21 protein-coding genes are annotated in these 25,261 nt (G+C 75.7%); 10 read left to right on the forward strand and 11 right to left on the reverse strand.

Going from position 1 to position 25,261, the window contains the following annotated elements; all coding sequences use genetic code 11:
• Both IE271_RS27970 and IE271_RS27975 read right to left on the reverse strand, forming a co-directional pair.
• A partial coding sequence (locus IE271_RS27970; RefSeq protein ID WP_229919598.1) for an acyl carrier protein occupies nucleotides 1-557 on the reverse strand: 557 nt, incomplete at its 3' end.
• 690 nt (nucleotides 558-1,247) lie between these two features.
• Nucleotides 1,248-2,414 (reverse strand): heparan-alpha-glucosaminide N-acetyltransferase domain-containing protein, encoded by a 1,167-nt coding sequence (locus tag IE271_RS27975; RefSeq protein ID WP_190193236.1) that lies wholly within the window; start codon nucleotides 2,412-2,414, stop codon nucleotides 1,248-1,250.
• A gap of 617 nt (nucleotides 2,415-3,031) precedes the next feature.
• Here IE271_RS27975 and IE271_RS27980 point away from each other — a divergent pair.
• The 5 genes from IE271_RS27980 (at nucleotide 3,032) to IE271_RS28000 (ending at nucleotide 7,740) form a co-directional block, all read left to right on the forward strand.
• Entirely contained in the window at nucleotides 3,032-4,072 is a 1,041-nt protein-coding gene (locus tag IE271_RS27980) for a beta-ketoacyl-ACP synthase 3 (protein WP_190193237.1), read from the forward strand.
• A gap of 209 nt (nucleotides 4,073-4,281) precedes the next feature.
• Nucleotides 4,282-4,518 (forward strand): acyl carrier protein, encoded by a 237-nt coding sequence (locus tag IE271_RS27985; RefSeq protein ID WP_190193238.1) that lies wholly within the window; start codon nucleotides 4,282-4,284, stop codon nucleotides 4,516-4,518.
• Nucleotides 4,515-5,609, forward strand: coding sequence for an alpha/beta fold hydrolase (locus IE271_RS27990; RefSeq protein ID WP_190193239.1), 1,095 nt, complete (start codon nucleotides 4,515-4,517; stop codon nucleotides 5,607-5,609). Before IE271_RS27985 ends, IE271_RS27990 begins: the two co-directional genes overlap by 4 nt.
• Nucleotides 5,610-5,921: 312 nt before the next feature.
• On the forward strand, nucleotides 5,922-6,593 hold the full coding sequence (locus IE271_RS27995; RefSeq protein WP_190193240.1) for a hypothetical protein: 672 nt from the start codon (nucleotides 5,922-5,924) through the stop codon (nucleotides 6,591-6,593).
• Between the two features lie 349 nt (nucleotides 6,594-6,942).
• Nucleotides 6,943-7,740, forward strand: a complete 798-nt coding sequence (locus tag IE271_RS28000; protein ID WP_190193241.1) for an SAM-dependent methyltransferase — start codon at nucleotides 6,943-6,945, stop codon at nucleotides 7,738-7,740.
• A 237-nt stretch (nucleotides 7,741-7,977) separates the two neighbouring features.
• On the opposite strand, the gene IE271_RS28005 is transcribed toward IE271_RS28000, so the two are convergent.
• A complete protein-coding gene (locus IE271_RS28005) occupies nucleotides 7,978-8,922 on the reverse strand; it encodes a helix-turn-helix domain-containing protein (RefSeq protein WP_190193242.1) in 945 nt (314 codons plus the stop codon).
• 95 nt (nucleotides 8,923-9,017) lie between these two features.
• On the opposite strand from IE271_RS28005, the gene IE271_RS28010 reads away from it, so the two are divergent.
• Entirely contained in the window at nucleotides 9,018-10,598 is a 1,581-nt protein-coding gene (locus IE271_RS28010; RefSeq protein WP_190193243.1) for an alpha/beta hydrolase, read from the forward strand.
• A 267-nt stretch (nucleotides 10,599-10,865) separates the two neighbouring features.
• Here the strand turns inward: IE271_RS28010 and lplAB are convergent, their stop codons facing one another.
• Entirely contained in the window at nucleotides 10,866-11,930 is a 1,065-nt protein-coding gene (lplAB, locus tag IE271_RS28015) for a lipoate-protein ligase LplAB (RefSeq protein WP_190193244.1), read from the reverse strand.
• A gap of 390 nt (nucleotides 11,931-12,320) precedes the next feature.
• On the opposite strand from lplAB, the gene IE271_RS28020 reads away from it, so the two are divergent.
• Nucleotides 12,321-13,133 carry a hypothetical protein gene (locus tag IE271_RS28020; protein WP_190193245.1) on the forward strand — a complete coding sequence of 271 codons (813 nt, stop codon included), beginning with the start codon at nucleotides 12,321-12,323 and terminating at the stop codon, nucleotides 13,131-13,133.
• Nucleotides 13,134-13,226: 93 nt separating this feature from the next.
• Here the strand turns inward: IE271_RS28020 and IE271_RS28025 are convergent, their stop codons facing one another.
• The 5 genes from IE271_RS28025 to IE271_RS28045 form a co-directional block, all read right to left on the reverse strand.
• Entirely contained in the window at nucleotides 13,227-15,365 is a 2,139-nt protein-coding gene (locus IE271_RS28025) for a xanthine dehydrogenase family protein molybdopterin-binding subunit (RefSeq protein ID WP_190193246.1), read from the reverse strand.
• A gap of 128 nt (nucleotides 15,366-15,493) precedes the next feature.
• Entirely contained in the window at nucleotides 15,494-16,492 is a 999-nt protein-coding gene (locus IE271_RS28030; RefSeq protein WP_190193247.1) for an FAD binding domain-containing protein, read from the reverse strand.
• Nucleotides 16,489-17,124, reverse strand: a complete 636-nt coding sequence (locus IE271_RS28035; RefSeq protein WP_190193248.1) for a (2Fe-2S)-binding protein — start codon at nucleotides 17,122-17,124, stop codon at nucleotides 16,489-16,491. Before IE271_RS28035 ends, IE271_RS28030 begins: the two co-directional genes overlap by 4 nt.
• A gap of 253 nt (nucleotides 17,125-17,377) precedes the next feature.
• Nucleotides 17,378-18,277, reverse strand: coding sequence for a transketolase family protein (locus IE271_RS28040; protein WP_190193249.1), 900 nt, complete (start codon nucleotides 18,275-18,277; stop codon nucleotides 17,378-17,380).
• 104 nt (nucleotides 18,278-18,381) lie between these two features.
• On the reverse strand, nucleotides 18,382-19,083 hold the full coding sequence (locus tag IE271_RS28045; protein WP_190193250.1) for a thiamine pyrophosphate-binding protein: 702 nt from the start codon (nucleotides 19,081-19,083) through the stop codon (nucleotides 18,382-18,384).
• A gap of 54 nt (nucleotides 19,084-19,137) precedes the next feature.
• Here IE271_RS28045 and soxR point away from each other — a divergent pair, with 54 nt between their 5' ends.
• On the forward strand, nucleotides 19,138-19,605 hold the full coding sequence (soxR, locus tag IE271_RS28050; RefSeq protein ID WP_190193251.1) for a redox-sensitive transcriptional activator SoxR: 468 nt from the start codon (nucleotides 19,138-19,140) through the stop codon (nucleotides 19,603-19,605).
• Nucleotides 19,606-19,778: 173 nt separating this feature from the next.
• Here soxR and IE271_RS28055 read toward each other — a convergent pair whose 3' ends face one another.
• A complete protein-coding gene (locus IE271_RS28055) occupies nucleotides 19,779-20,339 on the reverse strand; it encodes an AMIN-like domain-containing (lipo)protein (protein WP_190193252.1) in 561 nt (186 codons plus the stop codon).
• 276 nt (nucleotides 20,340-20,615) lie between these two features.
• Between IE271_RS28055 and IE271_RS28060 the strand changes: the two genes are divergently transcribed.
• Together IE271_RS28060 and IE271_RS28065 are read left to right on the forward strand one after the other, a co-directional pair.
• A complete protein-coding gene (locus tag IE271_RS28060; protein ID WP_229919599.1) occupies nucleotides 20,616-22,418 on the forward strand; it encodes a PP2C family protein-serine/threonine phosphatase in 1,803 nt (600 codons plus the stop codon).
• Between the two features lie 2 nt (nucleotides 22,419-22,420).
• Nucleotides 22,421-22,873, forward strand: coding sequence for a response regulator (locus tag IE271_RS28065; protein ID WP_373308853.1), 453 nt, complete (start codon nucleotides 22,421-22,423; stop codon nucleotides 22,871-22,873).
• Here the strand turns inward: IE271_RS28065 and IE271_RS28070 are convergent.
• Nucleotides 22,822-25,182, reverse strand: coding sequence for an ATP-binding protein (locus IE271_RS28070; protein WP_190193254.1), 2,361 nt, complete (start codon nucleotides 25,180-25,182; stop codon nucleotides 22,822-22,824). The two genes, IE271_RS28065 and IE271_RS28070, sit on opposite strands and share 52 nt — an antisense overlap.
• Nucleotides 25,183-25,261 lie beyond the last annotated feature (79 nt).

The raw sequence follows: 25,261 nt of genomic DNA on the forward strand, positions 1-25,261 counted from the left end.
ACCACGGCCCGCAGATAGCTCTCCCACAGCCCCGAACCGGCCCCGATCCAGTCGTAGCCGAGGCCGACGACGACCGCGGTCCCGTAGACGTAGCCGAGGAACAGCAGCAACTGCGCCACACCGCACAGCACGTACGCCGCCGTGCCCGCCCGTGCCGGTGCCACCGTGTCGAGCGGCGACGGCTCCGGTGCCGGAATGGACGCCTTTGCGGACGGATCGGTGGACGGATCGGTGGGCGGGCCGGTGGACGACACGGGCGCGGTCCGCGTGAGCGCCGCCGCGAGGTCGCGGACCGTCCGGTGCCGGTAGATGTCCTTCATCGACACCGCCGGCAGGTCGTCCCGCTTCCTGACCCGGGCGCAGAACTGCGCCATGACCAGCGAGTCGGCCCCCAGATCGTCGAAGAAGTCACCGTCGACCGGTACCCGCTCGGCGCGGACCACGCCGGCCAGCACCTCGGCGAGGGCCTTCTCGGCCGGTGCCGCCGGAGCCGTCCGCCCGGGCGGCGACGCACCGCGCTTCACCTCGGCGGTCGAGGTTTCGTCGACATTGACCACGAAATGAACTCCTTGATCGTTGCTGTGGTGTACGTGGGGTCACGGGGGCGGCTGCGGCACAGGGGACGTGCCGGCAGGACCTGGAACCGGGCCGCGCCCGGTTCCGTGCACCGGCCGGGCCGGTGAAGTACCTCGGTGACCCTCTCCGGGGGCGGGAGAGGGCCACCGAGGTGCGCGAGGCGGCCTGCGGCGGGTGGTACCGGGGAGCCGTGGCCGATTGCCTGCGACCGGCGGCACGGTGCCGGTTCCGGTCTCCGGCCGGAGGGCACACCCGTCACACGGTGTGCGACATGCCTCCTGGTCCACACGGTCCGGGCAGTGTGCCGCCGTGCGGACGCGGGCGACGGAGTCGCTCCGGCGATCCGCCGTGCCGGCGCGGCCCCTTCTCTCACCGTCAGGCCGAGGAGGGCCGCGAGGCCGTCGGGGACTGTCGTCGCCGTTCCGGGGACGACCGGAGTGCGGCCGATGCCGCGGGGTGTGCCATGCCCTCCAGGATCGGGGGACGGCATCCCGCCGGACACCCGGCAGTTTTCCGGAGAACTTCCACCGGGTGGCCAGATCCGTCCGCCGACCGGCTGGACTCTCCACGCCACCCGGCGGGGTGGGGAGGGAGCGGTCCGGACCGCCCGGCCGGACCTCTCCGCCGGATCAGCGACGGTCCGGGCCGCCGGTCGAAGCCGCTCCGCCGGATCAGCGGCGGTCCGGCCCCGCGCTGACACGGTGCACGACGTACTCCAGCGGGCCGCGCCGGAAGAAGCACTTCCACAACACCGCCCACATCAGCACCCCGACGACGAAGAGCGACAGTGTGCGTCCGGGCGACGGGTCCTCCAGGTCGCCCATCCCCAGGAGGTAGAGGGCGACGATGTGCGCGACGTACGCGCTCAGCGACATCGTGCCGACCGCGATCACCGGCCGGAGCGCCCGGCGCACCGCGGGCAGCCGGTCGACCACCGTCAGGGCGACGGCCAGCACTGTGATCGCGACTCCGGCGTTGCCCACGACCGACAGGGTGGTCTGGCTGTGCGGGACGGCGACCAGCAGCCCCGCCGGCCCGTCGCTGTAGTCGCCGGTGTCGGACCACCACCCCTGCGGCGAACCGGCCTGCGGGACCGTCCGCAGCGCCAGCCAGGAGGTGCCGTACCCCAGGACCACCAGGGCGGGACCCAGCACCGCCAGCCGGCGCCGGACGGCATCCGAGCGCAGGTCGAGACGGCCGACGGCCATGCCGGCCAGGACCAGCGGCATCCAGGCCAGAGCCGGGTAGGAACCGGTGACCAGCAGGTCGACCAGGCCCTCGCCGCTCACTCGGGCCAGCGGGTCCAGCGCCTGGGAGCCGTCCACCACGCCGCTGTCGTACAGCGGGTCCCGCAGGACGTGAAGCAGTTGCGGGCCGATCAGCGCCCATACCGCGGCGAGGGCCGCCAGAGCGCCCGCGCGCAGCCGGAGCAGGGGCAGGGCGAGGAGGAAGTACAGGCCGTAGGAGGCGAGGATGACGTCGATCGACGTGTCCAGGGCGGTCAGTACGGTGCCGAGGGCCACCAGCACCCCCGCCCGTACGGCGATGCGAGCCGTGACGGAGCGGCCCGACCGGCTCGCGCCGGTGGCGTCGCGTCCGGCGATGATGACCAGGGACACCCCGGCCAGCAGGGCGAACAGCGCCGAGGAGCGCCCGTGGGTGAGTTCCAGCAGGACCGGGGCGACGCCGTTCCCGGACGGATCGGGCCCCAGGTGGGCGATGTACATGCCCAGGACCGCGAGTCCACGGGCGAGGTCGAGTCCGGCCAGCCGTGCCGACGGCCGGGCGGTCGCCGGCGCGTCACGGACCGGAACGTGCAGTGGTGCTTGTTGTGTCATGTCTTCACGCTGACGAACGGGACACGGTGAGCACCATCCGTCACCCGCCCACGTCCTCCGGCCGACCGGACCGTGTTTTCCGGACAGCCGGAGTGCGTGGTCCGGCCGCCCGACCGCGGACGCCCCGTCAGGTGGCGGGAACGGGACCGAAAGCCCGGGGGCCGGATCCGAAGCGTGCTACGCGACGCGCACCGGCCCGCCTCGTCCGGCGCCCTCCCGCCCTCCCGGTCGTCTGCCCCGCGTCCCGCACGCTCCCGGCCTCCGGCCTCCGCCCGTCGGCCACTGCCACTGCCACTGCCATCCACATTGACGCTGACACCGAATCACTGGCCGCTGACCACCGACCACCGGCAGCCCGTCGGTGGCCCGCCCGGCCGGACACAGTGTCCGGCTCGACCAGGAACCGAACAAGCCGCGGGCGGGACTTTCGATCGGGTGAACTGCCGGTTTTCCGGCGCACCGTGCAGGGACGAGCCGGACGGAAGGTGTTTGGATCCGTGGGCAGCCGGTGCGTTCGTCGTGAGTCACCAGTCACCAGTCACCAGTCACCAATCACCAATCACCAGCCATCAGTCGCCAGTCAGCAGTCAGCAGTCAGCAGTCAGCAGGGAGTCTTCATGCGGCAGGTCCTCAACCCTTCGGCCGGCCCGGGGGCCGGTGCCGCGGCGGTGCTGACCGGACTCGGCACCTGGCTGCCGCCGCACCGTGTCACCAACGGCGACCTGTGCGACCGTCTCGACACCTCGGACGAGTGGATCCGCGAGCGCATCGGCATCGTCGAGCGCCGGCGCGCCGACCCGGCGGTGTCCACCGGTGACATGGCCGTGGAGGCCGCGAGCCGGGCCATGGCCTCCGCGGGGGTGGCACACGTGGACGCGGTGCTGCTGGCCACCACCACCCCGGACCACCGCTGCCCCGCCACCGCCCCCTGGGTCGCCCACCGGCTGGGTCTGGGGCCGGTGGCGGCCTTCGACGTCACCGCCGGCTGTTCCGGGTTCCTGCACGCCGGTGCCGTCGCCGCCGGACTGCTCGCCGCGGGCACGGCACGACGTGTGCTGGTGGTGGGCGCCGAGACGATGTCCGCCGTCATCGACCCCGACGACCGCGCGACCGCGCCGATCTTCGGCGACGGAGCGGGTGCGGCCGTCCTCGAAGCGGGGCCGCGGCGGCTCGACGGCGCCCTCGGCCCCGTGGTGTGGGGCAGTGACGGGTCACTGGCCGACGCGATCGTGGTGCCGGCCGGCGGTACGCGGGAGCGCCACCGGCGGCCGGTGTCACCCGGTGACGTGTACGTGCGCATGCGGGGCAACGAGGTCTTCCGGCACGCGGTGCGCCGTATGACGCGTGCGGCCCGTGACGCGGCCGCCGCGGCCGGCTGGGAGCTGTCCGAGGTGGACCGGCTGATCGCCCACCAGGCCAACCACCGCATCAACGCCGCCGTCGCCGACGCCCTCGGCATTCCGCGCGGCGACGCTCCCTCGAACATCCACGAGGTGGGCAACACGGCCGCCGCCTCCCTCCCCCTGCTGCTGGCGGACGCCGCCGACCGAGGGGACCTGAAACCCGGTCACAAGGTCCTCCTGGTCGCCTTCGGCAGCGGCCTGGCCTGGGCGGCCACCACACTCGTGTGGCCGTCGGGCCTCTCGCCCCGTCGGTGACGGCTGTCGGCCCCTCCCACCCGCGACGGCTTCCGACCGCCCTTCCCGCCCACGACGGCTTCCGACTGCCCCCCTCCCACCTGTGAGGGCTTCCGACCGCCCCTCCCACCTGTGACGGCTTCCCGCTCCCCACCGCCTGCGGCAGCACTCCGCTCCACGCCGTCTCTCCTCCCCCTGTCCCCCTCTCCTCCCTCCCCACGGAGCCGCAGATGACGTTCGAACAAGTCAAGGACATCCTCACGACCGCCGGCGGCCTCCCCGCCGTCCCGATCACCCCGGAGGCCTCACTGCCGGACGCGGGGGTCGACTCCATGGCCCTCGTCGTCCTCTCCCTGCAGCTGGAGGACCGGCTGGGGCTGGAGATCAGCGAGGACGACCTGGCCGCGGCCGCCTGCGTCCGCGAGCTGGCCGAGTTGGTGGACCGGCGCGCGGAGGCCCGCGCATGACCCGCGTGGTGACCCGTCCCGGCCCGGCCGCCGCGCCGGGCGGAGCCGACGAGTATGCCGACGAGTACGTCGAACTGCGCCGGCACGGCCTGCGCTACGCCTGCCGCGTCGTCGGCGGCACGGCCGCCGTCGGGGACGGCCCCACCGCGGACACGGCCACCACGGAGCCGCTCCTGCTGCTGGGCGGCGCCCTGCAGGACATGTACTCCTGGCCCCGGCTGGAACGTCGGATCGCCTCCCGTACACGGCTCGTCCTGATCGACCTCCCGGGCTCGGGCACCGCCGACGACCTGCCCGCCGAGCAGGGCTTCGACGTCCTGGCCCAGGCGGCCGTCCATGCCCTCGACCACTTGGGCCTGCGCCGGGTCAACCTGCTGGGCGCCTCCTACGGCGCACCGATCGCCTACCGGATCGCCCAGCGGCACCCCGAACGCGTCGCACGCCTGCTGCTCGCCGGGGCCGCCCACCGTGTCAACGACCCCATGGCCGCCCTCATGAGGGACACCGTCCAGCACCTGGAGTCGGCGTCCGCACATCCGGGTGACTCACCGGCCGGACCAGGTGACTCATCCGCCGGACCGGGTGACTCCCCGGCCGACCTGTGGCCCGGCCCGGGTGACTACGCCGACCGTCTCGCCGACTGCCTGGTCAACAGGGACGAGCAGCACCGCGTCAGGCAGTCGGCGGCGGTACGGCGCCTGCTGACCCGGCAGTGCCTGCGCATCACACGCCGGGAGGCCCTGCGCAACGCGGCCTGCCACAGGCGTCTGCTCGACGGGGAACTGCTGCCGCCCGGCGGCATCCGCGGCGTCACCACCCTGGTCTTCACCGGGGAGCACGACCACACCACCACGGCCCGGCAGAACCGGGACGTCGCCGCCACCATCGCGGACTCGACCCTGTTGTTCCTCCGCGAGGCGGACCACATGGCCCATCTGGAACGTGACACGGAATACGCCGAACTCGTCCTCCGCTTTCTGCACGACCTCCCTCTGGACGGCCTGCCCTACTGCACACCACCCGAGCACCCCGCCCCCGGTCCCGGCACCGGCCCCGCGCCCGTTCCCGCGACCCGGTGCCCCGCGGCGTGAGTCCGGCGCGGCGGAGCGCCCGGCCCCTGGTCACGAAGGTGCCCGGCTCCGCGCGGGACGAGGCGCGTCCGCCGCTCCTCACCCGTTCGTCGGTGCCCGCACGGTCCGGCACACCGACGTCCCGGACCGAGGTTGAGCACGAAACATCGCTCAGGAGGAGCAACGGACCTCACCCATCCGTACTATCCCTACACAGAGACCCTCAGCAACGGTCACACGCCCGCCGTCGCACCCCCGACGACACCGCAGCCGCCACCCATGCCCGGCACGGCTGCCCTACCGCGGCCGACAGCCACAGGAGGATCACAGGTCATGCCCGAGAAGACAGCCGCGAACACGGCCGCGACCGACCTCACCAGCCAGTACCGTTCGCAGGTCGACACCGACCTGGAGAACAACACCAAGGAGCAGGAGCGTCTCACCTCCGAGATCGCCGCGCTCCAGGAGCAACTCACCACGCTCCAGCACGAGCACTCCGTCCTGGTGAACGTGCAGCAGGCGCTCGGCGGTCCGGCGCCCGCGCAGCCCGCTCCCGCGCCCGAGCGCACCGGCGCGGCCGGCTCCGGTGAGAAGGCCCCCGCCTCCCAGGGGCGCGGCAGGCCGACGCCGGCGAAGAAGGCCTCCGCCAGGAACGGCGCCCCCGCCAGGAAGGCCGCGGCCAGGAAGTCCTCGGCGAAGAAGACCGCCACCAAGGAGGGGACCACTGCCGGCGGCACGGCCTCCAAGTCCGCACCGTCGCAGCCGACCCTGGTCGAACTCATCCGCCGCCACCTCACCGAGCAGGGCGAACCGCGCTCGGCGGCCGAGGTCGCCACCGCACTGGGCAAGGCCCACCCCGACCGCGGCATCAAGACCACCGTCGTACGCACCACGCTCGAAGGACTGGTCGCCAGGAACCGCGCCCAGCGCACCAAGCAGGGTCGCTCCGTCTTCTACAGCACTTCCGGAACGCCCACGGGCGGTGCGGCCGACGGGTCCCGGTAGGGCACTCCGTTCCTGACCGTCCCGGCGGGGCACTCCGTCCCACCGTCCCGGCAGGGCGGTCGGCCCCGACCGTCCGAACTCCGGCGGACGAGCCACTGAGCCGGTGAGTCAGTGGGTCGGTGGGTCACTGAGTCACTGAGTCGGTGAGTCGGTCGGACACTGAGTCGGTGAGTCGGCGGGTCATGGCCCCGAGGCGTCCCCGACGGGCCGGCGGCACCGTCGGACGGTGTCACCCCCCGGCCTGTCACCGGCGCGCCAACTCCGCTCGCGTGCGCACGACTTGATGTGGAAAGCTGTGATCGGCCGCACACGGACGAGGGACCGGAGCGGCCGGGGAGAGGAGCTCAGCGTGACACGGGACGGCTTCCGCGCCGAGGAGATCGACACCAGCAGACCGCATCCTGCGCGGATCTACGACTACCTGCTGGGCGGCAAGGACAACTACGAGGTGGACCGGCAGGCCGCCGAGAGACTCGCCTCCGTGGCCCCCGAGGCGCGGATCGGCGTGCAGGCCAACCGCGCCTTCATGCGGCGTGCCGTCCGCCACGTCGTCGGCAGCGGCGTCCGTCAGATCCTCGACATCGGCACCGGGCTGCCCACCTCGCCCAACGTGCACGAGATCGCCCGGGAGACGGCGCCGGACGTGCGCGTCGCGTACGTCGACAACGACCCGATCGTGAAGACGCACGCCGACGCGCTCCTCGGCGACTCCTCCGCGACCAGCATCGTGCTGGCCGACCTGCGCGACCCGCGAGCCGTCCTGGACCACCCCGACGTCCGCCGGGTCATCGACTTCGACGAGCCGGTCGCCCTGCTCCTGGTCGCCATCCTCCACTTCCTCAGCGAGGCGGACGAGCCCGAGCGGGTCGTCGCCACCCTGCGCGACGCGCTGCCGGCCGGCAGCTTCCTGGTGCTCTCGCACGCCACGGGCGACTTCGCCGACCGCAGCGGGGCCCAGGCCGTCTACAACGACGCCACCGCCACCATGAGTCTGCGGAACCGCGCCGAGGTCGAGCGGTTCTTCGACGGCTTCGACCTGGTCGAGCCCGGCCTGGCCCAGGTCCCGTTCTGGCGCCCGGACGCCCCTCCCCCGCCGCGCTCCGCCGAGATCGGCTTCTACGGGGGCGTCGCCCGCAAGAACGGCTGAACCGCGCCGGCGGCAGCCGCCGGAACACTGTGACGCGGACCCGCCTCCACGCGCACCGCCGATATCGCACACCGTGTCCCGCCGAACGGCGGGCGGACCGAGGAAGCCCTTCGGACACCGGGGCCCGGCGTTCGTACGAGTACCGGCCCCGACCCTCGTGCACCGGGCCCCGGACGGCAGGACCGAGGGCCGGACGGGCAGGACCGGAGGCCGGACGCCCGCCCGTCCGGCGCGGGCTCAGGCCGCCTCGGCGATCTGCGCCCGCAGGGCCGCGAGCAGCCAGTCGTGCGCGGACCCCGGCGTCGGCCCGGGACGGCCGCCCGGCGGGGTGTTCAGCACGGCCACCAGCTCCCAGTACCGGTCGAGCCGCGGGTCGGCCGCGAGCTGCCCGGCCAGCAGGCGGCGGAAGCCCGGGGTGTCCCGGGTGCCGTACGCGCTCGCGTACGCGGCCACGAAGCCGTCCAGCGCCTCGCCGGCGTGCGGCTCCCGCTCCCGGCGCAGGTGCGGGCCCGCCAGCTCGTACGCCTCGGCGAGAGCCGCGTACAGCACGGCCGCCCCGCGGGCCCCCGCGGTCCGGTGCGCCTCGGGCTGGGGCTGCTCGCCGGCCGGGCAGGGACGGGTGACGAGGGCGTGCAACCGGGCGAAGGCGAGCACCTGGGCCGGCTCCGGGTCGTCGGGCGGCTGCGGGACCGTCGCCTCCAGGAACGCGGCGGTCGACCGGGCCGGCATCCGCGGCGGCAGCCAGGCGCGCCAGAACCGGGCCAGCGGGGCCGTGCTGGGCGGGGTGTCCACCGCGCCGAGCAGCCGCAGCCGGGCGGCCCGCTCCCCGGGCGGGCACTCCCGCACCAGGCGCAGCGCGGCCTCCCGCCAGCGCAGCGCCCTGAGCTGGGAGCCGAGGGCGCGCAGCCGTCCGGCGACGGCGTCCTCCAGCGCGGCGCCCCAGGCGTCCTCCTCGTCCAGGACGCGGCGCACCTCGGGGACCGGGAGGTCCAGGGCGCGCAGGGAGCGGATCAGGCGCAGCCGGTCCAGCGCGTCGGGCCCGTACCGGCGGTGCCCGCCCGCGCTGCGGGAGGCCTCCGGCAGCAGGCCGCGGTCGGAGTAGAAGCGGACGGTCTTGACGGTGACGCCCGCGTGCCCGGCGAGTTCGCCGATGCTCCACAGGCCGTCGTGGGACGCGGGCACTTGAACCTCCCTCAGGGGGAGTTCCTACCGTACCGGCGAGCGCGGGCCGGGCGTACGGGCCGGTCCGCGGACGACCGCGTACGGAGGAGAGGGCCATGACCGCGTTCATCCTGGTGCCGGGTGTGTTCACCGGCGCCCACGTGTGGGAGGAGACGGCCGCGCGGCTGACCGGGGCGGGGGCCGAGGTGCACGCGGTCGCCCTCACGGGACTCGGCGGATCACACGGTCCGGCGGGGTCCCCGGGTTCCGCGCCGTCCGGCGTCGCCCTGGAGACGCACATCGCGGACGTCGTCGCGGCGATCGACTCGGTGGGCACGGTGACCGGCTCCGCGGAGGGGGGCGCCGACCGGGAGATCGTCCTGGTCGGGCACGACTACGGCATCCACCCGGCGCTGGGCGCCGCGGACCGGCGGGCGGAGCGCGTCGCCCGCGTCGTGTACCTGGACGCGGGGATGCCGCGGGACGGCGTCCCGGCCCTGGCGGCGGTGCCCGACCAGGCACTGCGCGAGCAGCTGGCCGGACGCGCCGGAGCGGAGGGAGCGGGCGGGGAACTGGCGCCTCCGGCCCGTGACGGGTGGCGGCGGTGGGGCAGCACCGAGGGAGTGCCCGGCGCCGCGCTCGACCGGCTCACCGCGCTCGCCGCGCCGCAGCCGCTGGGCACCCTGCTCCAGCCGCTGCGCCTGACCGGCGCGGTGGCCGCGGTGCCCACCACCGGCGTGCTGTGCACCGCCAACGGCGCGAGCATCGAGATGGTGCGCAGACTGGTGGACTTCGGCGACCCCGCCCTCCAGGCCCTGACCGACCCACGGGTGACCTTCTTCGAACTCCCCACCGGGCACTGGCCGATGCTGTCCTGTCCCGGCGAGCTGGCGGAGGTCCTGCTGCGGGCCGCGGCCGGCGAGGGGCACCGACTGGAGCCGGCCGCCGCCGCGGAACCGCCCGCCCACCTGCGGCCGTTCCCCCTGGAGGTGCCCGAACTCCCCCGTGAGCGGCGGGAGCACGTGGACCTGTACCTGCCGCCCGGTGCCGGGGGCCCGCGCCCCGCGGTGCTGTTCGTGCACGGCGGCCCGGTGCCCGCCGGGGCCCGGCCGACCCCGCGGGAGTGGCCGACCCTGGTGGGGTACGCGCGGTACGCGGCCGGGCGGGGCGCGGTGGGCGCGACCCTCGACCACCGGCTGCACGACGTGGCCGACTACGCGCGCGCCGCCGCGGACGTGGCCGCGGCGGCGGAGCTGGTGCGGGCCGACCCTCGGGTGGACGCGGACCGGGTCGCGCTGTGGTTCTTCTCGGGCGGCGGACTGCTCATGGCGGACTGGCTGGCTGCGCCCCCGGCGTGGCTGCGCTGCCTGTCAGCCACCTACCCGGTCCTGGCGCCGCTGCCGAACTGGGGGCTCGCCGGCGGCCGCTTCCGCCCGGCGGACGCGGTGGCCCGCGCGGGCGCCCTGCCCGTCGTGCTCACCCGGGCGGGGCTGGAGAGTCCCGGGATCGCCGCCACCGTCGAGGGGTTCCTGGCCGCGGGCAAGGACTGCGGGGCGGACGTCGAGGTGGTCGACGTGCCGAACGGGCACCACGGCTTCGAGACCGTCGACCCGGCCGACGAGTGGCGCGAGCCCGTGGACCGCGCGATGCGCTCGGTGCTGGCGCACCTGGCGGTCCCGCGGTCCGACGCGGGGTGACGGGCCGAGGGTGCCACTCCCGTCGTGACGGCGTCACGGACCGACGGTGTCACGGACCGACGGCGTGACGGACCGGCGGTGTCACGGACCGACGATGTGACGGACCGACGGTGTGACGCTCGTCGTGCCCGCACCCGTACCCGCACCTGTGCCCTCGTCGGCGCTCCTGTCCCGGCGCCCGCGCCGCGCGCCAGAACAGTGTGCGTCCGGACAGTGTGTACCTGAACAGTGTGCGGCGCGGGGCGGCGCGGGAAGCCGCTGTCGCCCCTACGGCACGCGGGCGGTCCACTCCGGGTCGGTGAACTTCGTGGCGACCAGCTCCTCGGCGCGCTCGGTCTCGCGGCCGGTGAGGTGGCCGGCGGTGAGACCGTAGCGGGCTCGGAACGACTGGATCATGCGGTCGATGACGGCCTCACGGGTCAGGCCGGTCTGGCGCCTGAGCGGGTCGACGCGCTTCTTGGCGCTGCCGACGCCCTTGCCGGACAGCTTCTCCCGGCCGATGCGGAGCACCTCGGTCATCTTGTCGGCGTCGATGTCGTAGGACATCGTCACGTGGTGCAGGACCGCGCCCGGGCCGCCGTCGGGCCCGACCACGCGCTTCTGCGCGGCTCCGGCGATCTTGCCGGCGTCGGTGGCGATGTCGTTCAGGGGCTGGTACCAGGCCTTGACGCCCATGTCGTCGAGGGCGCCCAGCACCCAGTCGTCGAGGTAGGCGTAGGAGTCGGCGAACGACAGCCCGGAGACCAGGGAGGCGGGGACGGACAGGGAGTACGTGATGGTGTTGCCCGGCTCCACGAACATGGCGCCGCCCCCGGAGATCCGCCGCACCACGGTCATCCCGTGGCGCCGGGCCGCCTCCTGGTCGACCTCGTTGGCCAGGGACTGGAAGCTGCCGATGACGACGGCCGGGCCGCCCCACTCCCACACCCGCAGGGTGGGCGGCCGGCGCCCGGCCGCGACCTCCGCGGTGAGCACCTCGTCGAGCGCCATGTGCAGCGCGGGCGGCTGGGGCGGCTCGTGGACGAGCTGCCAGTCGTAGTCGGTCCAGTCGGTCGCCTGGGCGAGCGCCCGGCGGACGGCGATCGCGACGCCCTCCGCGGTGAGGCCGTACATGACCGTGCCCTGCGGCAGCCCCGCCTCGACGCGCGCGGCCAGCTCGGCGGCGTCCGTGGTGGCGGGCAGGCCTTCGAGGGCGCTGTTCATGGCGGGCAGCGCGTCGTCTGGTTCCAGGAAGAAGTCGCCGGCGAGCCGGACGTTGCGCAGGACTCCCCCGTCGTCGTCGAGGTCGACGACCACCAGCTTGCCCCCGGGCACCTTGTACTCGCCGTGCATGGCGATCCACCTTGCTCTCGCGTCTGCGGTCCGCACGGTCAACGCTCGCCCCCCGCGTTCCTGTTCCCGCAGGTGGGGCCGTCCTCCCGGGCGTCCAGGACGGGGCACGGTGTGACTGTCGTACGGCGCGGTCGTTGAAGGGGCGAGGCAATCCCCCCCCCCGTCGTCCGTCGCGAGAGGCCGTGTCCCCATGCCCGCCCTCCGTCGGCGCCGTCCGCAGCGCCGTGCCCGGATGGCTCGGAACAGGCCGAGGCCGCCCTGCTCGACCAGTACACCGGTCTCGTCCGCCTGGCCTGCCTGACGCTGCCGACGCGCCTGTCCCGGCACCGCAGGGTCCTGCTGGCCCACGCCGCGGCGCAGGGCGCGCTACCCGGCGCGCGCGCCGTACGCGTGCCCGGTCCGCGCACCGCGCCGCCCGCCGCTCCGGCCGGGGACGCGCTGCGCATACGGGTCCTGCGGGCCGCCCTCGCCCACGAGCGGCGCCCGCGGGGCTGGCCCGCCGCCCTGCCGCCGCCCCGGTCGCTGGTGCCCCGGCCGCCGTTCGTGTGGGGCTGCGGATGTTCCCGCGGGCCGGTGGAGCCGAGGAGATCGCCCTGGGCCAGGCCCTGTCGGGCGCTCCGGCCGCTGTCGCCGGTGCACCTCACCTACACGCCGCCGCCGGGGCACGGCGCGCCCCCGGCCCGCCAGCCGCGGGAGGCCACCGGCGCCCGGGCACTGCTCGCCTGGGCGCACACCGCCTGCCGCCTGTCCGGGTGGGAGGGCGGCGCCGTACGGGCGGTCAACGCCTGGGACTTCGCCGAGCAGGACCTCCCCGAGGGCGGCGGGCACGCGGTGTGGTCCTGTGTCCGCGCCTCCACCTGGCGCGGCCCCGGCGCCGTAACGCTCCTGCTGCGCACGGACCGCTCGTCCGCCGCCGCGCCGGGACGGTTGGTCGGCCGGGCCCGCGCCACCGCGGCGTGCAGCCGTTTCGGCCGGGACGTGGTGGCCGGCGCCCGGCGGAGGTCGCCGCGGGGTCACCGGTACTTCCTCGCCGTGGGGAGCCGGGCCGTCGTCCGCGTCGAGGCGGACGGGGCGGTCGGCACCGCGCGCGACGGCCGGACGCTCGCCGTCCGCGCGCCTGAGGAGGGGACCGTGCGTGTCACGGCGCGCCTGGACGACGGCGGGCGGCTGCGGGAGGTCGGGGCGGGCGGCGGGGACGGGTGAGTCCCGGCGCACCCGGTACGCCCTGGTGTGCCGGGGCGGAGACCGCGCCCTCCGCGCCGAGCCGCCGCCCCCGGTCCGCCGCCCGCCGGATCGTCAGACCCCGGCCTCCCGCAGCCCGGCCAGTACCCGGTCCGGGGTGAGGGGCAGTTCGCGGAAGCGGACGCCCGTGGCGTGGTGGACCGCGTTGCCGACGGCGGCCGCCGAGCCGACGATGCCGATCTCGCCGACCCCCTTGCTGCCCATCGGGTTGAGGTGCGGGTCGTCCTCGTCGATCCAGTGGGCCTCGACGTCCGGCACGTCGGCGTGGACGGGCACGTGGTACGCGGCCAGGTCGGACTCGGCGAAGTCGCCGAACGCGGCGTCCATCGTGCTGCCCTCCGTCAGCGCCATGCCGAGGCCCATCGTCATGCCGCCGATGAGCTGCGACCGCGCCGTGCGGGCGTTGAGGATGCGTCCGGCGGCGAACACGCCGAGCATCCGGCGGACCCGGGTCTCCCCGGTGACGGTGTCCACGGCGACCTCGGCGAAGTGCGCGCCGAAGGCGTGGCGCGCGTAGGGGCTGTCGGCGTCCGCCGTGCCGGTGGTGTCGGCGCGGGCGCTCAGCCCTCCCTCCGGGAGCGGCCCGGTGTGCCCGGCCAGACGGGCCGTCAGCCGGGTGCACGCGTCGTGCACCGACCAGCCCCAGGACGCGCTGCCCGAGGAGCCGCCGGCCAGCGGGGCGGCCGGCAGCTCCGTGCTGCCGATCTCGATCCGTACCCGGTCCAGCGGAACGCCCAGGGCGTCGGCGGCGATCTGGGCGAGGACCGTGCGGGCGCCCGTGCCGATGTCGGTGGCGTTGACGCGTACGGCGAAGGAGCCGTCCGGCAGGGCGTGCGCGCTCGCGGTGGAGGGCGACACCAGGACGGGGTAGGTGGCGGCGGCCACGCCCGTGCCCACCAGCAGCGGCCCCTCGCGCCGGGAGCGGGGGCGCGGATCGCGCCGGGACCAGCCGAAGCGCCGGGCGCCCTCGCGCAGGCACTCGACGAGGTGCCGGCTGCTGAACGGCTTGCCGCTGTCGGGCTCGGTGTCCGGCTCGTTGGCGATCCGCAGCTCGATCGGGTCCATGTCCAGCGCCTCGGCGAGCTCGTCCATGGCGGACTCCAGCGCGTACATGCCGGGCGCCTCGCCGGGGGCGCGCATCCAGGACGGGGTGGGCACGTCGAGGGGGGCGACGCGGTGCTCGGTGAGGCTGTCCGTCACGGCGTACATGACGCGCGCCGGCACCGCGGCCTGCTCCACGAACTCCTTGATCCGGGAGGTGTGGGTGACCACCTCGTGCAGGACGCCGGTCAGCCGGCCGTCCTCGCCGGCGCCGAGGCGGACCCGGTGCAGCGTGGGCGCGCGGTGGCCGACGACGGACGGCAGCATGCGGCGGTGCAGGGCGACGGTGACGGGGCGCCCGGTGTGCCGCGCGGCCATGACGGCGAGCACCACGTCGGGGCGCGGGGTGCCCTTGGAGCCGAAGCCGCCGCCGACGTGTTCCGCGGTGACGGTGATCCGTTCCTCGGGCACCTCGAACATCGCCGCGAGCGTGGTCCGTACGGGCGTGGTCCCCTGGCTGGAGGTGTGGACCACGAGGCGGTCCCCGTCCCAGTGGGCGGTGGAGGAGTGCGGCTCCATCGGGTGGTTGTGCAGGGGCGGCACCCGGTAGCCGGTGTCCACGCGGACGGCGGAGGCGGCGAACGCGCCCTCGGGGTCGCCCTGTTCGCGGCGGGCCGGGTGGCCGCCGTTGGCCTCCTCGGGGACGTGGGCGCCGGGGTGGCCGGCGTCGAGCGTCACGTCGTGCTCCTCGGTCTCGTACGCCACCCGGACGGCGGCGGCGCCGGCGCGGGCCGCCTCCAGGGTCTCGCCGACGACCAGGGCGACGAACCAGCCGCGGTGCGGCACGCGGTCGTCCTGCAGCACGGCGAGCACGGGGTCGTCCGGTGCGGCGAGCCGCGGGGCGTTGCCGTGGGTGAGGACGTCGATCACCCCGGGGAGGTCCAGGGCGGCCGAGGCGTCGACGGACCGGACGCGGCCGCGGGCGACGGAGGCGGCCACCGGCCAGGCGTGGGCGCGGCCGGGGAGGTGGTGCTCGGCGGCGTAGCGGGCCCGGCCGGTGACCTTCTGCCGCCCCTCGCGCCGCTCGGCCGGGGCGCCGACGGCACTGCCGGGATCTGCGGGGGCGATGCCGGTGTCGGCCGTGGTTGCCATGGGTCTCTCCTGTGTCGAAGCTGGTGCGGTCCCGGTCCGGACCTGACGGGTGCGGGGGCCGCGGGCGGCCCGGGTGCGGGCCCCGGGCCGGCGGTCCGCACGCCGGCGCCGGGCCCGGGGTGCCGGTGTCAGACCCGGTCCGGGGTGCGCGACGCCAGGCCGGCCAGGACGTCCACGGCGACGTTGCGGACCAGGTCCACCTTGTAGGCGTTGTCGCGCAGGGGGCGGGCGGCGGACAGCTCCAGGTCGACCGCCTCCTCGAACGCGGCCCTGGTGGGCGTGGCGCCCAGCAGCGCCTCCTCGGCGCGCCGGGCCCGCCACGGCCGGTGGGCCACCCCGCCGAACGCGATCCCGGCGTGGCTGACCGCGCCGTCCGTCACCTCCAGGACGGCGGCCGTCGAGGCGAGCGCGAAGGCGTAGGAGGCGCGGTCGCGGGCCTTGCGGTAGGCGGAGGGCAGTCCTGCGGTGAGCGCGGGCAGGACCACGCCGGTGACCAGCTCGCCGGGGAGGATCTCGGTGTCCCGCTCCGGGTGGTCGCCGGGCAGCCGGTGGAAACGGGCCGCGGGGACGGTCCGCGCGCCGCCGGGGCCGTACAGCTCGACCCGGGCGTCCAGGGCTGCCAGGGCCACCGCCATGTCCGAGGGGTGGGTGGCGACGCAGTGCTCGGAGTGGCCGAGGACCGCGTGGTCGCGGTGCACGCCCTCCAGGGCTCCGCAGCCGCTGCCGGGCGACCGCTTGTTGCAGGGCTTGGTGACGTCCTGGAAGTACGGGCAGCGGGTGCGCTGCAGCAGGTTGCCGCCGGTGGTGGCGACGTTGCGCAGCTGCCCCGAGGCGCCGGCGAGCAGTGCCCGGGACAGCGCCGGGTAGCGGTCGCGGACGACGGGGTGGGCCGCGAGGTCGCTGTTGCGGACGGTGGCGCCGACGCGCAGGGAGCCGTCGGGCAGCTCCTCGACGGTGTCCAGCGGCAGCCGGCTCACGTCGATGAGGGCCTCGGGCTGCTCGACGCCCAGCTTCATCAGGTCCATCAGGTTGGTGCCGCCGGCCAGGTAGCGGGCGCCGGGCCGGGCCGTGAAGGCGTCGGCCGCCTCCTGCAGGCTGCCGGCGCGTACGTAGGCGAAGGGTTTCACGGCAGGACGTCCTCCACGGCCTCGACGATGTGCGGGTAGGCGCCGCAGCGGCACAGGTTGCCGCTGAGCCGCTCCCTGATCTCGTCCCGGGTCAGGGGCACCGGCCGGCCCGGCGGGGCCCCGGGGTCGGTGACGTGCGAGGGGTGTCCCGCGGCGGCCTCCCCGATCGCGCCGAGGGCGGAGCAGATCTGCCCGGGGGTGCAGTAGCCGCACTGGAAGGCGTCGCGGTCGAGGAAGGCGCGCTGGAGCGGGTGGAGCCCGTCGCCGTCCGTGCCTTCGTCGCCGTCGGCGAGTCCCTCGACGGTGGTCACCGCGCTGCCGTCCAGGGCGACCGCCGGCAGCAGACAGCTGTTGACGCGGCGTCCGTCGACGAGGACCGTGCAGGCGCCGCACTGGCCCTGGTCGCAGCCCTTCTTGGCGCCGGTGAGGCCGAGGTCCTCGCGCAGCAGGTCCAGCAGGACGCGGCGGTTGTCGACGGCGAGGGTGTGCGGGACGCCGTTGACCTCGATCGTCGTCGTGGAGCTGTGGCCGTCCCCCGGTGCGCCGCCGGCGCCGTCCGCCGCCGGCCGGGCGGCCGCTCTGCCGTGGCGGACGTCGTCGCGGGTGGCGGTGGAGTGGTGCGGGCCGTCCATGGCGTCCTGTGCCTTTCGTCGCGGGACGTGGCGCGGCGAAGTCGCGCGCTTCGGTGGGATCCGCGTAACCAGACTGCGCCACTTGACACACACCGGCACGTCGAAAGGGCGGGGGCCGCACGGCGGCCCCCGCCCCGGTGCCGTACGACGGCCGCCGGAACCCCGGCGCTCCGGCGGCCGGACGCCTCCGACGCGCCGCCGTACAGCCATCGCCATGCCGCCGTACCGGCACCCCGGTGAGTGTCCGGCCGCGTCAGCCGAGGAAGGCGTCGATCCGCTCCCGCAGCCCCGCCGGGTCCAGGCCGTGCGCGCGCACGTGCTCGCGCCAGGTGCCGTAGCGGCGCACCTCCTCGCGTGCGGTGCCCAGCGGGAGGACGCGATGGGGGACGTCGCGCAGGGCGTCCGCGGCGAAGGGCACGGAGGTGCCCGTCAGGTAGGGCTCCACCAGCACCACGTCGGCCGCGTCGGTCCCGGCCACGGCCTCGCGCAGCCCGGCCGCGTCGAAGGGGCGGACCGTGGAGGCGTACAGCACGGTCACGTCCCTGTCCCGGGTCGCCTCCAGCACCGCGTCGAGCAGGGGGCCGACCGCGACGACCACTCCGGCGCGGCCCTCGCGCAGCACCTGGAACCGGCCCGGCGTGACCGGCCGGGCGGTGCGGTTGGACTGCTCGCTCAGCCGTACGTACACCCGTGTGCCGCGCTCGGCGGCGGCGTGCCGGACCAGCGCCTCGGCCTCGTCCGGGTGGCCGGGCACGTGGACGGTCCAGCCTCCCAGGGTGTCGAGGAGGGCGAGGTCGGCGGGGGCCTGGTGGGTGCGTCCGCCGGCGGCGATGTCGTACGAGGCGCCGGAGCTGACCAGCACCGCCTCCGCCTCCTGGTGGTTGAGATCCAGTTTGACCTGCTCGAAGGGGCGCTCCACGAGGAAGCTCGCGAAGGTGTGGACGATCGGGCGCATCCCGGTGAGGGCGAGGCCGCCGGCGGCGCCGACGAGGAGCTGCTCGCGGATGCCCACGTCGATGACGCGGCGGGGGTGGGCGCGGGCGGCCTCCGCGAAGCGGTCGGCCGAGATGACGGCCAGGAGGACGGCGAGCCGGGGGTCCTCGTCGAGCAGGCGGGTGGTGACGGCCGCGAAGCGTTCTCGCATCGTGTCCATGGGGGCGTTCCTTCCTTTCGGCGCCGGCCCGGGGGCCCGCACCGGTCCTCCGGTGCCCGCGCCCGGCCTCGGCGGCTGTGTCGGTACCGGCCTCGGCGGCTGTGTCAGTCCTTGGACTCCACCCGCGCGACGACGCAGTGCGGCCGTCCGGGGTGCGGTGCGGTGAACGCCTGGTACAGGGCTTCGTGGTCGCGTCCGTCCACGGTGGCCGTCGACCAGCCCTCGACGGCGAAGCGCGCGGCGGGACCGCCGCGCCGGCCGAACGTGGCCGAGTCGTTGTCGACCACGACCACGTGCAGGTTCTCCAGGCCGACCGCTCCCGCGAAGGCGAGCGCCTCGCCGTTGCTGCCCTCGTCCATCTCGGCGTCCCCGACCAGGACCCACACCGCGGGCCCGGTGAGCCCCTGTGCGCGCAGCCCCAGCGCGGTGCCCACGGCGAGCGGGAGCCCGTGCCCCAGGGAGCCCGAGCCGATCTCCGCTCCGGGGACCAGGGTGCGGTCCGGGTGGTGGCCGAGGGGCGAGTCGAAGGAGCCGAAGCCGGCCAGCCACTCCTCGGGGACGAACCCCTTGGCGGTGAGCACGGCGTAGTACGCCATGGGCCCGTGCCCCTTGGACAGCAGGAAGCGGTCCCGGTCGGGCGCCTCGGCGGTCGCGGGCGTCACCCGCAGCACGCGGTCGTAGAGCACCCACAGCGCGTCGAGGGTGGAGGTGGCCGCCGGACCGTGCTTCTCGTCGCCGGTCATGAGCGACATCAGCCGTGGCAGATCGGTGTAGTCGTACGCGGAATCCGTGCCGGTGAGCGTCATGTGGCGAGTCTGCGACTTCAAGTCGACTTGAAGTCAAGCGCTATCGTCGTCCTCATGCATCGCTCCCTGTCGCGCCACGACCGCCTCACCATCGGCGAACTCGCCGCCCGCAGCGGTGTCGCCACCTCGGCCCTGCGCTACTACGAGGAGATCGGCCTGATCCGCGCCGACCGCACCCCCGGCGGGCAGCGCCGCTTCGCGCGCAGCACGCTGCGCCGGGTCGCCTTCGTCCGCGCCGCCCAGCGCGTGGGGCTGTCGCTGGAGGAGGCCGGCGCCGCGCTCGCCCGGCTCCCCGAGGACCACGCGCCGACGGCCGCCGAGTGGAACGCCGTGGCCCGCACCTGGAACCGGCGCATCGACGACCGGATCGCCGAACTCCAGCGTCTGAAGCGCAGACTGTCCGGCTGCATCGGCTGCGGCTGCCTCTCGCTGCGCAAGTGCGGCCTGTACAACCCGGACGACGCGGCGGCCGGCAAGGGCCGGGGCGCCCGCTACCTGCTCGGGGACGAGCCCGCGGAGTAGACCCCGTCCCCGGTGTCCCGGGCCGGCCGCGAAGGGACATGGCGTCCGGTCCCCGGAGCCGGCCGGCTCCGGGGACCGGACGCCGGGACACCGCCGGGCCGGGGCGGCGCCGCTGGGACACCGCCGGGCCGGGGCGGCGCCGCTGGGACACCGCCGGGCCGGGGCGGCGCCGCTCACCAGCTGTGGGCGACGTCCACCACGATCCTGTCGGGCAGTTGCGTCACCCGGAACGGCAGCCGGGTGCGCACCCCGAGGCCGACCTGGGTGTCCCCCTCGAAGCTGCCGGCGAACCGGGTGTCCCTGAAGGTCCTGTAGCCGGTGACGTCGACCCCGGGCAGCGGCTTCGCCACCCGCCCGGGGTAGGTCGGCGAGCCGGTCTGCGGGTCGTAGCTCGGCGCGCCGACGCGCACCTCGATCACCGCGCCCCCGCCGACCGGGATGTACCGTCCCGAGCCGTCCTGGTGCAGACGCCTGACGTACTGGACGTGGTAGCCGATGTCCTTCTCCCCCGCGCCGGGCGCGCTCAGCACCATCCGGTCGAAGCAGTCGTGCCGTCCCGTCGTGATGTTCCCGAGCGGAGCGGTGCCGGTCCCCGTGCCGCTCTTGATCCCGCTGCCCCAGCCCGTCGGGCAGGCCGCCGTCCGCGCCGTGCCGGCCGCCGCGGCGGGGACCGCCGTCGTCCCCAGTGCGCCCGTCGCCAGCACCAGCGCCACGGCCACCCCGTTCTTCCGCATGGTGTCCCCCTCGGCCGTCGTGTGCGGCCTCCGCCCGGCGCGAAGGCCGTCACTGGGTGAGATGGCCCGGCGCACCGGAAGGTTGTACCGCGGGCGGGCCGGACGGCGGGCGGCCCGCGCCCGCCGTCGGGCGCACGCGCACGGCCGCAGGTCGCACCGGTGGCGGCGGGCCGCGCCGGCGGAACACATGGTGTAGCCTCCGGAATTGGTGCCCGCTTCGCGCCCGACGGCGTTCCTCGGGCGTCCGCGGACGGTGTGGAGGCGGTGAGCGGTCCAGTGGCACGTTCGGACGGCGGCCGGACCCCGGCGGACGACTGGTCCGCGCGTCTGCACGGACTGTGGCGGGCGGCCCTGGACGTCGAGGCCGTCGAGAAGATGTCGCGCCATATCTACGCGCTCATGCTGGACGAGCCGGGCGTGGTGGCGGTCGTCGGCAGCCGGTGGGACGGCGGTGAACTGCGCTACGTGCGCCACATGACGCCCGACGGCGGCCGGCCCGTGCTCAGGACCAGGAGGGCCGGTCCCGGCGCGGTCGTCGCGGGGCCGGGGCGGACGGCGCCGAAGCCGGGGGCGGGTCACGAGGGGGACGGACCGGCCGTCCTCCACCACGACCTGACCGGGCCGGACGACGGCTTCGCCCCGGAGCACGCCCTCTTCGTCGAGGCCGGGGCCCGGCACGCGCTGGAGGTCAGGTTCTCGTTCGGGGAGGGCGACGGGGACGGCGACTGGGCCGCCTTCTCCGTCGGTCTCGAGCGCCCACAGGACGCGGCTCCCGGGCTCGCGACCCGGCTGACCCAGCTCGCCGAGGTGCTCGTCGCCAGCAACCGGCGCGTCCTGGACCACCGCGCGCACGAGCGCCAGCAGATCGAGGACGCCTTCCTCGCCGAGGCGTCGCTGCAGATGGACGCCAGTCTGGACGTCCAGGAGACCCTGGGGCGCATCGCCCGCCTCGCCGTGCCCGCGCTGGCGGAGGGCTGCGTGGTGCACCTGTTCCAGGAGGGCAGACTGTCCCTGGTGGCGTCCGCCCACGTGGCCGCGGCCGCGCAGCCCTGGCTCGTCGGCGTGGCGCACGACGCCTGGCTGGAGGACCGCATCCGTGCCGCCGCCGACCGGCGCCTCGGGTCGGTCGTCTCGGGCGGCGACCTGGCCGGCTCCCCCTTCGGCCCCCGCGCCGGGGGCCCTGGCCGGGCCGTACGGGCGGTCAGCGTCACTCCCCTGCGCGCCCGGGGCAAGGTGCTGGGAACCCTCGCCTTCGTCCACCACCGGGACGCGCGGGACCTGCCGAGCCGGCGGCTCCTGGACGACCTGGCCCAGCGGGCCGCGCTGGCCATCGACACCACGGCCGCCTACGAGCAGCGCCGCCGCAACGCGGAGCAGCTGCAGCGCCACCTCCTGCCCGGCACGCTGCCCGAATGGCCGGGTGTGAGCCTGAGCGCGGCCTACGAGGTGGCCGACGACTCCCTGGAGGTCGGCGGCGACTTCTACGACGCCGTGGTGCGCCGCGACGGCGGCCTCGCCCTGTTCATCGGGGACGTCTGCGGCCGCGGAGCGGAGGCCGCCGCCCTCACCGGGCTGGCCCGCCACACCCTGCGCGTCCTGCTGGAGGACGGGGCGTCGCCGGCGGACGCCCTGAGCCGTCTGAACGCGGTGCTGGTCGCCCAGTCGACCCCGCGCTTCGTCACCGCGCTGGCCGCCGTGATCACCCCGGAGAGCGCGGGCCGCACCTTGGAGGCGGCCTCCGCCGGCCACCCGCGCCCGTTGGTCCGCCGCGCGGACGGGCGGGTGACGGAGGTCGGGGTGTCCGGCCTGCTCCTGGGCGTCCTGGGCGAGACCCGCTACGAGCCGGTGACGGTCCCCCTGGCGGCCGGCGACTCGCTGGCGCTGTTCACCGACGGGCTCACCGAGGCCCGCAGCGCCGACGGGACCATGTTCGAGGAGCTGCTGCCGCAGGCGGTACGGGACTGCTGCCGCGGCGACGACGACGCGGCAGCCGCGCTGATCGCCCGGGCGTCGCGGTTCCGCGCCCTGGGGGACGACGACACCGCCGTACTGGTCGCGCACGTGAAGGGAGACCGGTGAAGGTGACAGACGGTGGCGAGGACCGCGTCGACCACGGCAGCGTCCTGGTCGTGGAGGACAGCCCGGAGGACGCGGAGGCGATCGAGCGGGCCCTGAGCCGCACCCACCCCGAGCTGGAGCTGGAGTTCGCCGACCGCGGCGACGGCCTCGTCGACGACCTGCTCGCGCGCGGGCGGCTGCCCGGGCTGATCCTGCTCGACCTCAACATGCCCGGGCTGAGCGGGCACGCCGTGCTCACCGCCGTCCGCGCCCGGCCGGAGCTGAGCGGGGTCACCGTGGTGGTGTTCACCTCCTCCACGGCGCCCGCGGAGGTCGACGCCTGCTACGCGGCGGGCGCCGACAGCTACGTCTACAAGACGGTGAACTTCACCCTGTTCCAGACGGTCCTCAAGGGTGCGGTCGACTACTGGCTGGAGTCCCGGTCCGCGTCCGGCGGGCCCCCGAGCCCGATGTAGAACGCCGTCCCCTCGCCGGGGGTGCTGCGCAGCCACAGCCGGCCCCCGTGCCGCTCGACGATGCGCTTGACCAGGGCCAGGCCCACCCCCGTGCCGCCGCCGCGCTCGCCGGGCCCGTGCAGCCTGCGGAACAGGTCGAACACCTCCCGCTGCTGCTCCGGCGCGATGCCGATGCCGTTGTCCCGGACGACGAGCACGCACTCCTCGGCGCCGGGTGCGGGCTCCGCCCCCGCCACCACGGTGTCCGCCCCGGCCGGGACGGGGTGGCGCTCCACGGCCACCTCCACCCGGCGCTCCGCTCCGTCGCGGGCGTACTTGGCCGCGTTGACCAGGAGGTTGACCAGGACCTCGTAGAGGCGGTCGGCGTCGGCGCGCACCGGCGGCAGCTCCCCGCGCACCACCTCGACCCCCTGCTCGGCCAGGCGCGGCCCGGCCACCTCCAGGGCCGCGTCGAGCGCCGCGCCCAGGTCCAGCTCCCGCACCCGGAGGCCGGCGCGGCCGAGGCGGGCGTAGTGCAGCAGCGAGTCGAGCAGTTCGTCCATCCGGCCGGCGAGGCGCTGCATGGTGTGCAGCCGCCGCAGCGTCGTCGCGTCCAGGCCGGTCGCCGCGTCCTCGATCGCGAAGGTCGCCGCGTTGGAGATGCCGCGCAGCGGTTCCTTGAGGTCGTGGGCGGCCGCGTGGGCGAAGGAGTCCAGGTCGTCGTTTGTCATGCGCAGCTCTTCGTTGAGCCGGTCCAGGTGGTCGGCGTGGCGCAGGACGAGGCCGGTCAGCAGCCGCCACAGCTCGCGGGCGGCCACCCGGTCCCGGGTCGTCCAGGGCAGGCTCCGCCCGCGGACCGTGGACCGGAACACCGCCCCCGACCCGCGCGGGGTCAGCCGCTCGCCGCGGGGCCCCACCCGGACCGGCGCCGCCGGATCGGCCGCCCACCGCCGCGGGGCGGGACGCTCGCGCCTGCACCACGCGAGGAAGTCCCCCGAGTCCGACAGCGGCACCATCAGGACCCCGGCGGGGCCCCGGCCGGGGTCCGGCGGCCGGTACCCCAGCTCCTCGTCACCGAGTTCGGACAGCCGGTCGGTGTCCCACAGCGAGCCCGGCGTCAGCGTGCGCGCCCGCCGCTCCAGCGCCGCGCACAGCTCTGGCGGGAACGGTTCGCCGAAACCGGCCGTGCGGCCGGAGCGGCCGGCCACGACGCCGTCGGCGGCCAGCAGTTCGAGGACCGGGCCGCCGTCCTCGGCCAGGCGCTTCTCCAGGCCGTCCGCCAGCAGCGCCGCCACCGCGGCCGTCCGAGCGCCCGACGCGTCGAGCGCGTCGGCGCGCTCGCGCTCCTCGATCGCGGCCAGCTGGAGCGAGAAGGCCGCGCCGAACGTCTCGCACGCCGCCCGCACCTCGGGGGCCGGCCGGGACGGGCGCGCCCCGTGGCAGGCGATCAGCCCCCACAGCCGCCCCTCGCGCAGCACCGACACCGACATGGAGGAGCGGACGCCGATGTTGCGCAGGTACTCCAGGTGGAAGCCGGAGACCGTGCGCAGCGCCGCCCGCGACAGGTCCAGCGGCGCACCGGTGGCGGGCCGCACGGCCGGGAGCAGCCCTACGGTGGCGTCGTCCACGTCGGCGATCACCCGGATCCAGTTCTCCCGGTACAGCCGTCTGGCCTGCGGCGGGATGTCCGTCGCGGGGAACCACAGCCCCAGCCACGGCTCCCACCCCCCGACGACGTCCTCGGCCAGCACCTCTCCGGGGCCGTCCTCGCCGTCGAAGCGGTAGGCGACCACGCGCTCGTACCCGGTCAGCGCCCGCACCTCGCGCACCGCCACCCGGCAGCAGTCCGCGACCGTGGCCGCCGAGCGCAGCCGGCCCAGCGCCCGGCGCACTCCCTGGTGGAAGCCGGCGGACGCGGACGCGTCGCCCTCCCGGGGCTCGAACTCCAGCACCAGCAGCCCGTCCCTGCGGTGCGCCGACACGTCGAAGAGGCGGTCCGCGCCGTCCGCGCCCGCCACGACGGACAGCGCGGCCGGTGCCGCCTCCTCGCCGGACGTCGCCTCCAGCGCCTCGCCGTAGGCGCCGGCCGGCACGACCCGGGTGACCGGCGTGCCCACGAGGGCGTCCGCCTCGACGCCGAGCACCTCCCCGGTGTTGCGGGCGGCGACCTCCACCAGTCCGCTGTCCGGGTCGACCGCCACCAGGGAGCCGTAGGACTGGACCCCGCCGAGCAGGTGGATCGGCTCACGCACGCACTGCGTGAGGTCGAAGCCGCCCGCCGCGGCGCTCTCGGCGGCCCGCGCCCGCTCCGACAGCCACTGGCCCTCCATCGTCGAACCCTCTTTCCTCGGCGGCCCCGGGCCCGGCCGGACACGGCCGCACATCATCCCACTGCCGCGGGTGGCGCGG

It is taken from the genome of Streptomyces minutiscleroticus (assembly GCF_014650875.1).
GTDB lineage: Bacteria > Actinomycetota > Actinomycetes > Streptomycetales > Streptomycetaceae > Streptomyces > Streptomyces minutiscleroticus.